Source organism: Bordetella genomosp. 8, assembly GCF_002119685.1.
Classification (GTDB): Bacteria; Pseudomonadota; Gammaproteobacteria; order Burkholderiales; family Burkholderiaceae_B; genus Bordetella_C.
Map to the genome: position 1 here is coordinate 657,293 of NZ_CP021108.1, position 15,466 is coordinate 672,758.

Below are 15,466 nucleotides of genomic sequence, written 5' to 3' on the forward strand. Positions count from 1 at the left end.
GTTGCGCGGGCGCCGCAAGGACGTAACCAGGTTACATGCGACACGTTGGCCTTTCCCAGTGGCATTGAGGTGGCGAGCTGCAACATAAATTGCCACGCCAAGATAATAATTGTTGTTCGAGACAAACTCGGAAATAATTTGCGCGCTCTTCCGTACCGATTTCATAACCCTGGGAAAAGTGCGATGTGTCTGAGTCTGGCCAATGCCGTTTTGGTGAAGTCCGTTGTCCGCGACGTTCCGGATAAGGTCCGGGCGTTGCCTCCCTACCGGCTCAGGGCATCTGTGCTCGCGCTCGCGATGGCGATGTCCGCGACGGCCTGGGCGGGTAACGGCGGCGCCGGAAGCGCCGTGGTTGTCGCCAGCCAGCCCTACGCGGGCGCCGGCGGGACCAACGGTGACGCGGCCCAGGCCAACGGACAGGCCGCGTCCGTCGTCAATGGGACAGGCAGGAAGGGCGGCGGGGGTGGCGCGACCGACATCACGACAGGTTACGGCGGCAGCGGCGGCCTCGCGGTGATCAACAATGATCCCACCGTCTTCGCGCCGGGCGCGACGGGAAGCGCGGGCGCGGCAGGTGTGTCCACGGTGTCAGGGTCGGTCTCCGGGGCGAGGGGCGCCAATGCCGCGGCGCTCCCCAGCGGCTTGAACAACGGCGCGGGGGGCGGGGGCGGCGGGGTAGGCGTCACCACGAGTGTCGACCTGGTCGTCGGCGCGGGCGCTTCGGTGACCGGCGGCGCGGGGGGCGACAGCTCGCAGAGCGGGAACTCGTCCGGTGGCGGTGGCGGCGGTGGTGCCGGCTTGTTTTCGTCCGCCAATGCGGTTGTGGAGTCGGGCGCGACGATCACGGGTGGCCACGGCGGCACCACGCGGCTGTTCGGCGGCGGTGGTGGCGGGGGCGTGGCGGCCGTGCTGGGCGGCGCGGGCACCCTGGTCAATGCGGGCGTGCTGACGGGGGGCACGGGGGGCAATGCCGCGAGCACCAGCGGGTCGGCCGGGCAAGGCGGTTCCGGCGGGGAAGGGGTATGGATATCCAACGGCGGCACGCTGGTCAACGCCGCCCAGGGCGTGATCGCCGGCGGCGCGGCGGCCGCGATCACGACCAGCAACGTCGCCTTGCCCAAACCGATCGGCGGCGCGGGGGTCGTGGGAAACAATGCCACGGTGGTCAACGCGGGGACGATCACCGCGGGGACCGGCGCCGATGCCGTGCGATTCGTCGGCGGCGTGAATTCGCTGGAGCTGCAAGCGGGTTCCACGATCACCGGCAATGTGGTGGCGTTCAGCAACGCCGATAGCCTCAGGCTGGGCGGCGATACCGACGCCGCCTTCGACGTATCGGCGATCGGTACGATCGCGCAGTACCGGGGCTTCGGCCAATTCGAAAAGACCGGCGCCAGCGACTGGACCCTGACCGGCACGTCGACGTCGGCCATGTCTTGGACGGTGCGGCAGGGCACGCTGGGCGTCGACGGCGCCGTCTCGAATTCGGCGTTCACGGTGAATCGTGGCGCCACGCTGGCTGTCAGCGGCAGCCTGGCCAATTCGTCCATGTCCGTGAGCGGCGCCTCCGTCGAGGTGGCGGCGGGCGGCAGCGTGAACGACTCCCGCTTGACGCTGGCGAGCGGCAGCACCTTGGCGGTGGCCGGGACCGTCGACGGTGCCGCGATCGGCGCCGCCAGCAGTGCGATCGATGTCCTGGCCGGCGGCACGGTGGCGAATTCATCGCTGACCGTGGACGCCGCCAGCACGCTCCTGGTCGCCGGGACGCTGGCGAACTCTCCAGTGGCGCTGAATGGCGGCGCGTTGACGGTCGCCGGGACGCTGGCGAACTCCCCGGTGGCACTGAATGGCGGCGTGGCGACAGTTGCCGGAACACTGGCGAACTCTCCGATGCGCCTGGATGGTGGCACGGCGACAATCAACGGATCGGCGTATGCATCGTCCTTCACGGTCGGCAATGGCGGCGTACTGACCGTCAACGGCGATGCCGGGACTTCCGCGGTGACGGTCGACAAGGGTACGCTGCGTGGCGCCGGCACCGTCGGGGCGACCACCTTGCGCGCCGGCGCGGTGGTGGCGCCGGGCAACAGCATCGGCACGCTGACCGTCAACGGGCCCTACGTGCAGCAGGCCGGCGCGACCTACCAGGCTGAAGTCGATCCGACCTTGCCGGTTTCCGACCGCATCGCGGTGAACGGTACGGCCACGATCCAGAATGGCGCGGTGCTCAACGTGACCAAAACCAGCCCCGCGCCTTATGTGGTGGGTACGCGCTACACGGTCCTGACCGCGACCGATGGCGTGAACGGCGCATTCACCGTGACGGGCGATACCGGATTGAGCGCCTTCCTGGCCTTGAACGGCACTTACGACCCGCGCAACGCCTACCTGGAAGTGAAGCAGACACGCCCGATCGGCGACGTTGCGACCACCCCCAACCAGGCCGCGACCGCGTCCGGGCTGGACTCCCTGGGCCCCGGCGCGCCGGCGGCGGTGCCGGTGGTCAACCAGCAGACCGACGCGGCCGCGCGCACCGCGCTGGATCAACTGTCCGGTGAGATCCATGCCTCGGTGCAGTCGGCGATGCTCGAAAGCAGCCATTTCACGCGTGATGCGGTCAACGAACGGCTGGGCGATGCGTTTACCTGCACCGCCGATCCCGCGGCGGACCCGCGTGCCGTCGCGCCAGCGCGGGCGTCGGGCGCGACGGCCTGCGGCGGCTCGCGGCCGATGGGATGGGCGCGCTTCTACGGCAATTGGGGTCATGCGGACGGCGACAGCGATGCCGCCCGATTGAATCGTTCCGTGGGCGGCTTCTTCATCGGCGCCGACATGCCCGTGGCGGGGAACTGGCGGGCCGGCGTGCTGGCCGGCTACAGCCACGGCTCGTATCGCGTGAACGGCAGCACCGCGACCGCCGACAGCGACGACTACCACCTGGGTGTGTACGGCGGCACGCAATGGGGCGCGCTGGGACTGCGCACCGGCGCGACGTATACCTGGCATGACATCAGCGCCGACCGCCGGCTGGCGGTGCCAGGGTTTTCCGACCGCCTCAGCTCGAATTACAACGCCGGCACCGCGCAGGTCTTCGGCGAACTGGGCTACAAGGTGCCGCTGGGCAGTCGCGCCGACGTCGAGCCCTTCCTGAACCTGGCCTACGTCAATCAGCATGCCGAAGCCTTCGACGAGCGCGGCGGCGCGGACGCGCTGCACGTCGCCAGCCAGGATATGAACACCGGCCTGAGCACGCTGGGCTTGCGTGGGACCACCCGCTTCAGCTTCAACGGCACGGAGTTCCTGTTGAAGGGCATGGTGGGCTGGCGTTACGCGGTGGGCGATATCCGGCCGGTAGCGACCGAATCGTTCCAGGGCGGCGCGTCGTTCGACATTTCCGGGGTGCCGATCGCGCGCAGCCAGGCGGTGGTCGATGTGGGTGTGGGCGTGCACATCACGCGCAATGCGACGATCAGCGTTTCATACAACGGGCAGTATTCGTCCCGCAATACCGATCAGGGCGTGCTGGGCGCGCTCAACGTCGCGTTCTGACAGGCGCGCCGGCCGCGTCCTTCACAACAGGAAGCGGCCGATCGCCACGGCGGCCCAGATCGCCACGGTGAAGATCAGGCAGAGCAGCACCGCGGCGCTGCCCAGGTCCTTGGCGCGTCCCAGCAGCGGGTGCATTTCCACCGAAAGCGCATCGGCCAGGGCCTCGATGGCGGAATTCAGCAGTTCGGTCACCAGCACCATCGTGACCGACATGATAAGAATGAAGACTTCCAGCACGGACCGGCCCAGCCAGAAGGCGGCCGGGATCAGCAGGATGGCCAGGGCGAGTTCCTGGCGGAAGGCCGCTTCGTAACGGATGGCCGCGCGCAGCCCCTGCATGGAATAGCGCAGCGCGTTGAAGATGCGGCGCATGCCGCCGGTGCTTTTATATGGCGAGTGCTGCGGTGTAGGCGTCATGGCGGATAGGTTGGACCGGCGGAAGGGCGACCGCCGCAATGATAAGCAGAAACCCTAATTGTTTCATCATGCCGTGACGCGCAGTATGCGGTCAATTGGTAAGGCCACTTGACCGATCAACCGCATGCCGTTCCACGCCATTGAACCCCGGCGACTGTACCGCCAGATCGCGGACCAGTTGCGGGCCCTGATAGAGCGGGGCGAATTTCCCGTGGGCACCCGCCTGCCCCCGGAACGGGATCTGGCGCTGAAGATGGGTGTTTCGCGGCCCTCGGTGCGCGAAGCCCTGATCGCCCTGGAGGTCGAAGGCCTGGTCGAAGTGCGGATGGGGTCGGGCATCTACGTCCGGGCGCGCGGCGACGGCGCGGCGGCCGGCAGCGTGGTGGCGGAAAGTCCGCTGGACACCATCCTGGCGCGGCAGTTGATCGAAGGCGAGCTGGCGGCGCAGGCCGCCCGCGTGATGAAGGCGCCGGATATCGCCGGCCTGCGCCAGGCGCTGGACGTCATGCGCGAGGAAGCCGGTTCCGGCAACATCCCCGCGCGCGGCGACCGCCTGTTCCATGTGCGCATCGCGGCCGCCACCGAGAACTCGGTGCTGTTGCGGCTGGTGGGCGAGCTTTACGACGAACGCCACAATCCGCTGGCGGTGCAGCTGGGCAGTCATTTCGAGAACGCGGAAAGCTGGGAAGCGGCCATCGCCGAACACGAACGGGTGGTCGACGCGATCGCGGCCGGCGACGCCGCGGCGGCGCGGGCGGCCATGCGCGACCACATGGCCAGGTCGCACGACCGGTTCACCGCGCAGTGGTCGGCAACGGATGGTACGACAGGCAAATCGAAGGCGGTATCCAGAACCATGGGCGCAGCCACGTAGCCATCGCCTCGGGAGGAGACACATGATGGTCGCAAGCCAGGAGCCGCCGGACCGGCAGCCAGGAAAGCGGCAAGGAAGGCTGCAGGGAAGGCAGCCAGGAGTGTCGGCATGAGCATCGCCTGCCGCATCCACGGCGCCCGCGACCTGCGGCTGGAGCCGGACGATCCCGCGCCGCTGGCGCCCCATGACGTCGAGCTGCGCCTGGGCGCGGCCGGCATCTGCGGTTCCGACCTGCATTACTTCCTGCATGGCCGGGTCGGCGCCTTCGTCATCCGCGAGCCGCTGATCCCTGGCCACGAGGCTTCCGGCGTCGTCACGCGTGTCGGCGACGCGGTGACCCGCGTCGCGCCGGGCATGAAGGTCGCCATCAATCCTTCGCATCCCTGCGGGCGCTGCGACTACTGCCGCGCCGGCCGCGACAACCTGTGCAGCAACATGCGTTTCCTGGGCAGCGCCAGCGTCTATCCCCACGTGCAGGGCATGTTCCGCGAGCGTTTCGTGATGGGTGAGCGGCAACTGACGCCGGTGCCGGAAGACATTACGCTGGGTGAGCTGGCCTGTGCCGAGCCGCTGTCCATCGGTCTGCACGGCGTGCGCCGCGCGGGTGAAATGATGGGCCGCACGGTGCTCGTGACCGGCGGCGGCACCATAGGCTGCATGACGGTGATCGCCGCGCGCCTGGCGGGCGCGGCCCGCATCATCGTCTGCGACATCGCCGATCGTCCGCTGGAGATGGCCCGCGCCGTGGGCGCCGACGCCGCCGTGCGCAGCGATACGGCCCACGCGAGCGAACTGGCGGACGTGGCCGACATCGCCATCGAGGCAGCCGGCAGTCCCGCGGCCCTGGCGACCTGCCTGGCCGCTACGCGGCGCGGCGGGCGCATCGTGCAGGTGGGCACGCTGCCGGCCGAAGGCCTGCATTTCCCGGCGAACAGCATCATGGCCCGCGAACTCGACTACGTCGGCGCTTTCCGCGCCGGTCCTGAATTCGATTGGGCCGTTGCCTATCTGCGCGCGCGCAAGGTCGACGTCCGGCCCTTGATGAGCGCGCAACTGCCGCTGGACCAGGCCGTCGCGGCCTTCGAACTGGCGGCCGACCGAACCCGCAGTACCAAGGTGCAACTCGTATGTGAATGATGTTCCATTGAACCGACAGGCAGCGCCGCAGAGCGCATCGACGTCCTGCAAGAAAGAGGAGACACGACATGAAGCAAGGCCAGGCAGCCAGACTACTGTTCGCCGCGCTGGCGCTCGCCGTATCGGCGGGCGCGACCGCGCAGACCAAGCTGAAATGGGCGCACGTCTACGAGACGTCGGAACCTTTCCATACGGAATCGGTGTGGGCCGCCCAGGAGATCGAGAAGCGCACCAACGGCCGCTATCACATCGATGTCTACCCGGCGTCGCAACTGGGCAAGGAAAACGATATCAACCAGGGCCTGACGCTGGGCACGGTGGACATGATCATCTCCGGCTCCAGCTTCGCCGCCAAGGCGTTCCCGCGCATCGGCGTCACCTACTATCCCTATACCTTCCGCGACCCGCAGCATCTGCTGGCCTATACCAAGAGCGATATCTACAAGGAACTGGTGGAAGGCTACGAGAAGAAGAGCAATAACCACATCGTCGCCACCACCTACTACGGCACGCGGCAAACCACGTCCAACCGGCGCATCCAGAAGTGCTCCGACATGCAGGGCCTGAAGATGCGCGTGCCCGACGTGCCGGCCTACCTGGCGATGCCGCGCGCCTGCGGCGCCAATACGTCGCCGATCGCATTCGCCGAGGTCTACCTGGCCTTGCAGAACGGCACCGTCGAGGCCCAGGAAAATCCGCTGACCACGATCGAGGCCAAGAAGTTCTACGAAGTGCAGAAGTACATCGCGCTGACCGGCCACATCGTCGACCACCTGAACACGATCATCTCCGGCCAGTTGTGGAAGAAGCTGTCTCCCGAGGATCGCCAGATCTTCTCGGACGTGGCGCAGCAGGCTGCCGAACGCGCGTCCAAGCAGATCATCGCGCGCGAACAGCAGCTGGTGGATGAATTCAAGAAAAAAGGCATCACAGTGGACACGGTTAACGTGGCCGACTTCCGCCAGACGGTGCTGGACAAGGTGCCGTTCAAGCAATACGGCTATGAAAAGGCCGACTGGGAAAAAATACAGGCCGTGAAGTAAGCGGAGGAAGCGCCATGGCTACCGATGCACACGTTTCACCCGTCGGCGTAGCGCCGCAACAGGCGGCGCAGCACGCGTCGTCCGTGGAATCCATCGTCTCCAGTTTCGAGGAAGCCGATCACCAGGATGCCGACCTCTCGGGCCATACCTTCGAGGACTGGCTGTGCCTGGCGATTTTCTGGCTCATGGCGTTGCTGGTGTTCCTGCAGTTTTTCACGCGTTACGTGCTGAACGATTCCTTCGCCTGGACCGAAGAGCTTGCCACCTACTGCCTGATCGGGGTGGTGTTCATCGGCGCGGCGATGTGCGTGCGTACCTGCCGCCACATCCAGGTCGATCTGCTGTACCGCTTCCTGCCGCATGCATTGGGCAGGGTGCTGTCCACGCTGATCGACGTGGTGCGCACGGCATTCTTCGCTTATGTCTGCTGGCTGGTCTGGCGTTATATCCAGCTGGTCGGCGACGAGCCGATGACCACCATCGAATGGAACAAGTCATACGTCTACTGGCTGGCCCTGCTCGGTTTCGCGCTGATGGCCGTCCGGTCTCTGCAAGTCACGATCGTTAACTGGCGGCAAGGCTATTCCAATCTGGAACGGCCCGACGCCTACGACAAACTCGACTGAGCCGCTGGCGCGAACAAGGGGCTGGACAATGTGGATATTGATCTGTGCTTTCCTGCTGATGATGATCGTCGGCATGCCCGTGGCGGTGTCCATGGCGGGCGCTTCCCTGCTTTACCTGCTCGTCTCCGGCGACGTGCCGGACGTGGTGGTGGCGCAGCGCATGATCGCCGGCGTGGAATCCTTTCCGCTGCTGGCGGTGCCTTTTTTCATCCTGGCCGGCAACCTGATGAACATCGCCGGCATCACGGGGCGTATCTATAACTTCGCGGTGGCGCTGGTGGGCTGGATGCGCGGCGGCCTGGGGCATGTGAACATCATCGGCTCGGTGATCTTCGCGGGCATGTCGGGCACCGCCATCGCCGACGCAGCCGGACTGGGCACCATCGAGATCAAGGCCATGAAGGATCATGGCTACAAGACGGAGTTCGCGGTCGGCGTGACGGCCGCGTCGGCCACGCTGGGACCGATCATTCCGCCGTCGCTGCCCTTCGTCATCTACGGCATGATGGCGAACGTATCGATCGGCTCGCTCTTCCTGGCCGGCGTGGTGCCGGGTGCGGTGCTGACGGTATTGATGATGTTCACCGTCGCCTACTACGCGCGCAGGAACGGCTGGGGCGGCGACGTCGGTTTCGACCTGCGCCGGTTGGGCGGGGCCGCGCTGGAAGTGGTGATCGTGCTGGCGTTCCCGTTCGCCATCTGGCTGATGACCCGGTACGGCGTGTCGACGAACTGGGCCGCCATCATCGCCTTCGTGGTGCTGCTGGCGCTGGACTGGCGCTTCAATTTTTCCGCCGTCATGGCGCTGATGGCGCCCGTCATCCTGATCGGCGGCATGACGCTGGGCTGGTTCACACCCACCGAAGCGGCGGTGGCCGCCGTGGTATGGGCCCTGTTCCTGGGCCTGGTGCGCTATCGCAGCATGACGCTGCGGCTGTTGGCCAAGGCTACCTTCGAGACCATCGAGACGACGGCATCGGTGCTGTTCATCGTGACCGCGGCTTCGGTATTCGCCTGGCTGCTGACCACGACGCAGGCGGCGCAGGCGCTGACCGACGCCATACTCAGCGTGACGCAGAGCAAGTGGGTCTTCCTGATGCTGGCCAATGTGCTGATCCTGGTGGTGGGTTGCTTCATCGATACCATCGCGGCGATCACCATCCTGGTCCCCATCCTGCTGCCGATCGTGCTGAAGCTGGGCATCGACCCGATACATTTCGGCCTCATCATGACCTTGAACCTGATGATCGGCCTGCTGCACCCGCCCTTGGGCATGGTGCTGTTCGTGCTGGCGCGCGTGGCGCGGCTGTCCGTGGAACGGACCACCATGGCGATCCTGCCCTGGCTGGTGCCGCTGTTCCTGGCGCTGATCGCCATTACCTACGTGCCGCAGATTACTTTGTGGTTGCCGCATGCATTGGGCATGGGCAACTGATTCCACTGGAGGCGGTAGCAACATCATGGGTCAGCGATTGGCGGGCAAGTCGGCGTTCGTGACGGCGGCGGGGCAGGGCATAGGCAGGGCAACGGCGGAAGCCTTCCTGCGCGAGGGCGCGCGCGTGATCGCGGCCGATATCAACCCGACGGGATTGAGCGCGCTGGCGGAGCTGCCCAACTGCACCGTGCTGGAATTGGACGTGACCGATGCGCGGGCGGTCGAGCGCGCGGTGGCTGACGCCGGCCACGTGGATATCCTGTTCAATGGCGCGGGCTATGTCCATGCCGGCGGCATCCTCGAAGCGAAGGACGAAGACCTGAGCTTTGCCTTCGAGCTGAATGTGCGGGCGATGGTGCGCCTGATCCAGGGGTTCCTGCCGGGCATGGTCGCCAAAGGCTCGGGCTCCATCATCAATATGGCGTCGGTGGCCGGCAGCGTGAAGGCCGTACCCAATCGCTTCGTCTACAGCACCACCAAGGCAGCGGTGGTGGGACTGACCAAGTCCGTCGCCCTGGACTTCGTCGGCAAGGGTGTGCGCTGCAACGCGATCTGCCCCGGTACGGTGGAGTCGCCGTCCTTGCGCGACCGGATCGCCGCGCAGGCCCGCCAGAACGGCCAGTCGCCGCAGGAAGTCGAAGCCGCCTTCGTCGCGCGCCAGCCGATGGGCCGCCTGGGCCGCGCCGAGGAAATCGCCGCGCTCGCCGTCTATCTGGCCAGCGACGAGTCCGCCTTCACGACCGGCACGACGCAGATTGTGGACGGGGGCTGGAGTAATTGACCCCCCCCGAAGCGCTGCGCGCTTCCCCCCCAGGGGGGCGACGCTGGCGGACCGGGGGACCCGGATCCGCGGCGTCCTGGGTCGCGGCGGCGTCGGGGTTCTTGGTGGGGTTTGCGGCGCGGGGTGGGGGTGGTGGGAGTATCGTTTCGTGCGACGATTGGGGGGGGCCTGGGTCTTGGCCGTTGCCTTGGGCTTGGGTTGTCACTGAATTCATACTTGAGGGAATGCGATGAAGTTGCTTCGTTATGGCGCCAAGGGCGCTGAAAAGCCCGCCATGCTGGACCGCGATGGGAAGGTGCGGGACCTGTCCGGTGTGGTGCCGGACATCACCGCGGATCTGCTGACGCCGCAGGGCCTGGCGCCGCTGGCCAAGGTGGATCCGGCCAGCCTGCCGCTGGTGGCCGAGCCGGGGCGGATCGCGCCGCCGTGGCGTGGCATGGGCAAGTTCGTGTGCATCGGGCTGAACTACGCCGACCATGCGGCCGAGTCGGGCTTGCCGATTCCGGCCGAGCCGGTGGTGTTCATGAAGCCGACCAGTTGCGTCATCGGGCCGAATGATCCGGTGGTGTTGCCGCAGGATTCGGTCAAGGGCGACTGGGAAGTGGAGCTGGGCGTGGTCATCGGCGCACGGGCGCGCTATGTGTCGGAGGCCGACGCGCTCAAGCACGTGGCCGGCTATTGCATCGTCAACGATGTCTCGGAACGCGAATACCAGATCGAGCGCGGCGGCACCTGGGACAAGGGCAAGGGCTGCGATACCTTTGGGCCGGTCGGTCCCTGGCTGGTCACGCCTGACGAAATCGGCGATCCGCAGAACCTGGCGATGTGGCTGGACGTGAACGGCAAGCGCATGCAGACCGGCAGCACGCGCACCATGATCTTCAACGTGGCGCAAGTGGTCAGCTATGTCAGCCGCTTCATGACGCTGTATCCCGGCGACCTGATCAGCACCGGCACGCCGCCGGGCGTCGGCCTGGGCATGAAGCCGCCGGTGTACCTGAAGGCCGGCGACAGGATGCGCCTGGGCATCGATGGATTGGGCGAGCAGCAGCAGCCCGTGCATGCCTGGAATCCGGAGCTTATCGACGGCTGATGTGCCTGCGCCGCGGCGTCACGCGGCGCACATCGATACGGCGGACGCGCTGCGGGGCGCGGGTCCGGCGCGCCGCAGGCGGAAAGTCGCGTGGCGGGGAGAGCATGAACATGAGTGCAAGCGAAAATCCTGTCATCCGCATCCATGCGGCCGACAACGTCGTCATCGCGCGGCGGCAACTCCTGGGCGGGACGCGCCTGCCCACGGAGGACGTCACTGTCGTCGGCCTGATCCCGCCAGGCCACAAGATCGCCGTGCGGGATATCCCCGCCGGCGCCGCAGTGCGGCGCTATAACCAGGTCATCGGCGTTGCGCGGCAGGACATCAAGGCCGGCCAGCACGTGCATACGCACAACCTGGAATTCAGCGATTTCCAGCGCGATTATGCCGCCGGCCGCGACGCCCATCCCACCGCCTACGTCGAAGCGCCCGCGACCTTCGACGGCATCGTGCGCGCGGACGGCCGCGTGGCCACCCGCAATTACATCGGCGTACTGACGTCGGTGAATTGTTCCGCCACTGTCGCGCGGGCCATCGCCGACCATTTCCGCCGCGACATCAATCCGCGCGCGCTGGCCGAGTATCCCAACGTGGATGGCGTGGTGGCGCTGACGCATGGCGCGGGCTGTGCCACCAGCAGCGAAGGCGAACCCCTCAAGGTCCTGCGCCGCACGCTGGGCGGCTATGCGCGCCATCCCAATTTCGCCGGGCTGATGCTGGTCGGCCTGGGCTGCGAAACCAACCAGATCGGCGGCCTGATGGAGCAGGAGGGCCTGCAAGCCGGCCGGCAGCTGCAGACCTTCAACATCCAGGACACCGGCGGCACGCGCAAGACCGTGGCGCGCGGCATCGAGCTGGTGGAATGGATGCTGGAGGACGCCAACCGCGTCCAGCGTACGCCCGTATCCGCCAGCCACATTACCGTGGGGCTGCAATGCGGCGGCTCGGACGGCTATTCCGGCATCAGCGCCAACCCGGCGCTGGGCGCCGCGGTGGATATGCTGGTGCGGCACGGCGGCACCGCCATCCTGTCGGAAACCCCGGAAATCTATGGCGGCGAGCACCTGCTGACGCGCCGCGCCGTGTCGCCGGCCGTGGCGGAAAAGCTCGTCGCCCGGCTGCGATGGTGGGAAGACTATTGCAGGCGCAACGACGCCGAGATGGATAACAATCCTTCGGCGGGCAACAAGGCCGGCGGTTTGACGACCATACTGGAAAAGTCGCTGGGCGCCATCGCCAAGAGCGGCACGACCAACCTGGTCGACGTGTACGAGTACGCGCAGGCCGTCACCGCGCGCGGCCTGGTTTTCATGGATACGCCGGGCTACGACCCGGTGTCCGCCACCGGCCAGGTCGCCGGCGGCGCGAACCTGATCTGCTTCACCACCGGGCGGGGTTCCGCCTATGGCTGCGCCCCCGCGCCATCCCTGAAGCTGTCCACCAATACCGCGCTGTGGGAGCGGCAGGAGGACGACATCGACATCGATTGCGGCGCCATCGTCGAAGGCCGGGTCACGGTACAGGAGATGGGCGAACGCATTTTCCGCCTGATGCTGGATACGGCATCGGGCCGCGTGACCAAGAGCGAAGCGCACGGCTACGGGCAGAACGAGTTCGTGCCCTGGCAACTGGGCGCGGTGATGTGATCATGATGGATGTGGAGACACCATGCGTTATTGCGATGCCGATGCGTTGATCGAATGGGGTGCGGCCTGCCTGCGCGCGCACGATGTGCCGCCGGAAGATGCGCTGCTGGTCACGCGCAGCCTGGTGCAGACCAGCCTGTGGGGAATCGATTCGCACGGGATCGCGCGGTTGCCGCATTACCTGAACCGGCTCGCGCATGGGTCCATCCTGGCGCGGCCCGATATTGCGGTACGGCGCACCGGACCCGCCACCGCCCATGTGGACGGCGGCCAGGGATTGGGCATCGTCGTGTCCCATCGGGCCAACAAGGTCGCGATGGAAATCGCCGCGGAAAGCGGCGTCGGGGCGGTCGGGGTTTCCGATTCGTCGCACTGCGGGGCGATCGGGCTGTATACGCGCGTCGCGGCGCGGGCAGGGATGGTGGGCATCGGCTTCACGCATTCCGACGCCATCGCCGCGCCCTTCGGCGGGCATGTGCCGTTTCTGGGCACGAACCCGATCTCGATCGCCTTCCCGCGCGCGGGCGGCGAACCGGTCTGCCTGGATATGGCGACCACGTCCATCCCCTGGAATCGGGTGATGAACGCGCGGCGTGAAGGCGCCGACCTGCCGCCGGGCGTGGCGGTGGACGCGCATGGCGCCGATGCGCAGGATGCCACTGCCGCGAAAGCGCTGCGGCCCTTGGGCGGGCCATCTTATGGGCACAAGGGGTACGCGTTGGCGCTGATGATCGACCTGCTGTGCGGGCCCTTGAATGGAAACCCGTTCGGGCCGCATATCTCGCCGATGTACGACAAGCTGGACATGCCGCGGCGCCTGGGGGCTTTCTTCATCGTCGTCGATCCGGCGCGGTTTCCCGGCGGCCCGGCGCTGGCCGCGACCGTCGAGCAGATGGCGCGCGAGCTGGCGCAGCAGCCCGGCTCGCCGCGCATGCCGGGCGACCCGGAGCTCGACGCGGCGGCGCGGCGCGGGGCCGAGGGGATCCCCATCGAGCCGGGCTTGTGGAATGAAATCAGCGCCTGGGGCGAACGGTTGAGGGTCGCCCTGCCGGCCGTGCGGGATGGGCGCTGAGCAGGCGTCGAGCGGTCGCTCGGCAAACGCCGAGTCGGTGCTGGCGCGGCGCCGCTGGCCGTCACCGAGCGCTTACTGCACGGAAGCGCCCCACGCGAAAGGCTTGCCTTCCCATACCGTGAAGCCGCTCAGCCGCTTGCCGACGCCCCAGGGCTGGTTGCCGTTGGACAGCAGGATCAGCGGCGCCTGCGCCATCATCATGGCATGGAGCTTGTCGAAGATCGCCTGACGCTTCGCGGTATCCAGTTCCGAGAAGCTCTCGTCGATCAGTGCCAGGGCCTGCGGATCGTCCCAGACCTTGCGCGATTGCTTGTCCTTGTCGCCGGAGAACTGTTCGTAGCTCAGCGCCGGATCCAGCCGCGACGAATAGCTGAACGAGCTGATCTGGTAGTTGCCCTTGTTGTACCGGTCCAGCTGCGTCGCCCACTCCAGCACCTCGATCTGCGCATTGATGCCCACGGCCTGCATCATGGCCTGCGCCATCACTGCCACCTGATAGCTGGGAACGTGCGCCCGCTTGTTGGCGTAGATGACGATCTTCTCGCCCTTGTAGCCGGCTTCCTTCAGCAGCTTCTGCGCCAGCGCGGGATCGTAGTGATAGCTTTGCTGCTGTGCCTTGTCGTAGAAGGCGGAGTCGCGCGCCACCGCGGATGCGTTGGGCGTACCCAGACCTTCCGTCGCGGCCTGGACGATCTGCGGGATGTCCAGGGAGGCCGCGATGGCCAGGCGCAGCTTGGGGTTCTTCAACGCCGGATCGCGCGTCTGGAACAGCATCGTGTGCTTGGCCGAATCGGAGGCGACCAGGATGCGGACCGCCTTCTGCGACTTCAGCTCGGGCACGTCGGTATAGGGGATCTGGCCGGCATCGATCGCCCCTGATATCAGCCCCGCCTTGACGGTGGATGCGTCGGGCACGACCAGGAACTTCACTTCGTCCACCAGCGGCTTCTTGTTGCCGAGATAACCGTCGCCCTTGTCGCCCGGGGGCGACACGTAGTCTTTGAACGCCTTGAGCACGATGTATTCGCCGCGTTTCCACTCGCCGAACATGAAGGGCCCGGTGCCGACGGGCTTGTCCCAGCTGCCGTCCGCCTTGACGGAGGCCTTGTTCAGGATCGCTGTCATGCCGCAATCCGTGCGCGCCAGCGTGTCCAGGAACACCGCGGACTTGTGGTTGAGCTTCATCACGAAGGTCCTGGCGTCGGGCGCGGAGACCTCTTCCACCTTGAGCCCGTTGCGGCCGTCGAATTCGGTGCGGCAGCGCCAGTCGGTGGCGGGGTCCATGTAGCGCTTCCAGCTCCACATGACGTCGGCCGACGTCATGGGCTCGCCGTTGTGGAATTTGACGCCGTCACGCAGCGTGAAGGTGTAGGTCAGCCCATCGGCGGAGACATCGATGGATTTGGCCAGCAGCGGTCCCACCGTACCGTTGGCCCGATAGCCCGCCAGGCCCTCCACCATGTTCAGCACGACGCCGTCGGTGGTGTCGTCGCGATTGACGCCGGGATTGCTCGACCGGATGTCCGCCGGTTCGGAAATTACGTAGGAGGATGCCTGCGCGGACGCCGCGGCGGCCAGCAGCGCCAGGGCGATGGTGACGCGGAATGTTGGGACGGACTTCACGAACGCTTCTCCTCAGGCCGGTCGCGGGCTTCGCTTTCCCGACGAAGCCCGGGGGCGCACAGAAATGACAATATTGGCGCCAAATTTGGGCATTATGGAGACGTGGCCGGCGATCCGTAACCCAGGGCTTTCCCCAGGGCACCTCCCGGGGCTCCCCCGGGGGCTCGTCC

Annotated in this window: 12 protein-coding genes; 10 read left to right on the forward strand and 2 right to left on the reverse strand. The window is 66.8% G+C overall.

Translation table 11 applies throughout. The features are described 5' to 3' along the window. The first annotated feature begins 303 nt into the window (after positions 1–303). Positions 304–3,549: an autotransporter domain-containing protein gene (locus CAL12_RS02995; RefSeq protein WP_157792870.1), complete on the forward strand. Its 3,246-nt coding sequence runs from the start codon at positions 304–306 to the stop codon at positions 3,547–3,549. A 21-nt stretch (positions 3,550–3,570) separates the two neighbouring features. On the opposite strand, the gene CAL12_RS03000 is transcribed toward CAL12_RS02995, so the two are convergent. After that, positions 3,571–3,966 carry a diacylglycerol kinase gene (locus tag CAL12_RS03000; protein ID WP_086067646.1) on the reverse strand — a complete coding sequence of 132 codons (396 nt, stop codon included), beginning with the start codon at positions 3,964–3,966 and terminating at the stop codon, positions 3,571–3,573. A 124-nt stretch (positions 3,967–4,090) separates the two neighbouring features. Here CAL12_RS03000 and CAL12_RS03005 point away from each other — a divergent pair, with 124 nt between their 5' ends. From CAL12_RS03005 to CAL12_RS03045, 9 genes are all read left to right on the forward strand, one after another. Then, a complete protein-coding gene (locus CAL12_RS03005; protein WP_086063124.1) occupies positions 4,091–4,840 on the forward strand; it encodes a FadR/GntR family transcriptional regulator in 750 nt (249 codons plus the stop codon). Positions 4,841–4,948: 108 nt separating this feature from the next. Further along, the gene (locus CAL12_RS03010) at positions 4,949–5,977 is read left to right on the forward strand and encodes an L-idonate 5-dehydrogenase (protein ID WP_086063125.1); all 1,029 of its coding nucleotides are present in this window, start codon (positions 4,949–4,951) and stop codon (positions 5,975–5,977) included. A gap of 68 nt (positions 5,978–6,045) precedes the next feature. After that, on the forward strand, positions 6,046–7,020 hold the full coding sequence (locus tag CAL12_RS03015) for a sialic acid TRAP transporter substrate-binding protein SiaP (protein WP_086063126.1): 975 nt from the start codon (positions 6,046–6,048) through the stop codon (positions 7,018–7,020). Between the two features lie 14 nt (positions 7,021–7,034). Further along, a complete protein-coding gene (locus CAL12_RS03020) occupies positions 7,035–7,646 on the forward strand; it encodes a TRAP transporter small permease (protein ID WP_086063127.1) in 612 nt (203 codons plus the stop codon). Between the two features lie 28 nt (positions 7,647–7,674). Further along, entirely contained in the window at positions 7,675–9,081 is a 1,407-nt protein-coding gene (locus tag CAL12_RS03025; RefSeq protein WP_086063128.1) for a TRAP transporter large permease, read from the forward strand. A gap of 25 nt (positions 9,082–9,106) precedes the next feature. Next, a complete protein-coding gene (locus CAL12_RS03030) occupies positions 9,107–9,862 on the forward strand; it encodes an SDR family oxidoreductase (protein ID WP_086063129.1) in 756 nt (251 codons plus the stop codon). 229 nt (positions 9,863–10,091) lie between these two features. Continuing rightward, on the forward strand, positions 10,092–10,955 hold the full coding sequence (locus tag CAL12_RS03035) for a fumarylacetoacetate hydrolase family protein (protein WP_086063130.1): 864 nt from the start codon (positions 10,092–10,094) through the stop codon (positions 10,953–10,955). Positions 10,956–11,059: 104 nt separating this feature from the next. Beyond that, entirely contained in the window at positions 11,060–12,601 is a 1,542-nt protein-coding gene (locus CAL12_RS03040; protein ID WP_420042749.1) for a UxaA family hydrolase, read from the forward strand. Between the two features lie 22 nt (positions 12,602–12,623). Then, positions 12,624–13,673 carry an Ldh family oxidoreductase gene (locus CAL12_RS03045; RefSeq protein ID WP_086063131.1) on the forward strand — a complete coding sequence of 350 codons (1,050 nt, stop codon included), beginning with the start codon at positions 12,624–12,626 and terminating at the stop codon, positions 13,671–13,673. A 72-nt stretch (positions 13,674–13,745) separates the two neighbouring features. Here the strand turns inward: CAL12_RS03045 and CAL12_RS03050 are convergent, their stop codons facing one another. After that, the gene (locus tag CAL12_RS03050; protein WP_086063132.1) at positions 13,746–15,296 is read right to left on the reverse strand and encodes an ABC transporter substrate-binding protein; all 1,551 of its coding nucleotides are present in this window, start codon (positions 15,294–15,296) and stop codon (positions 13,746–13,748) included. Between the last annotated feature and the right edge of the window lie 170 nt (positions 15,297–15,466).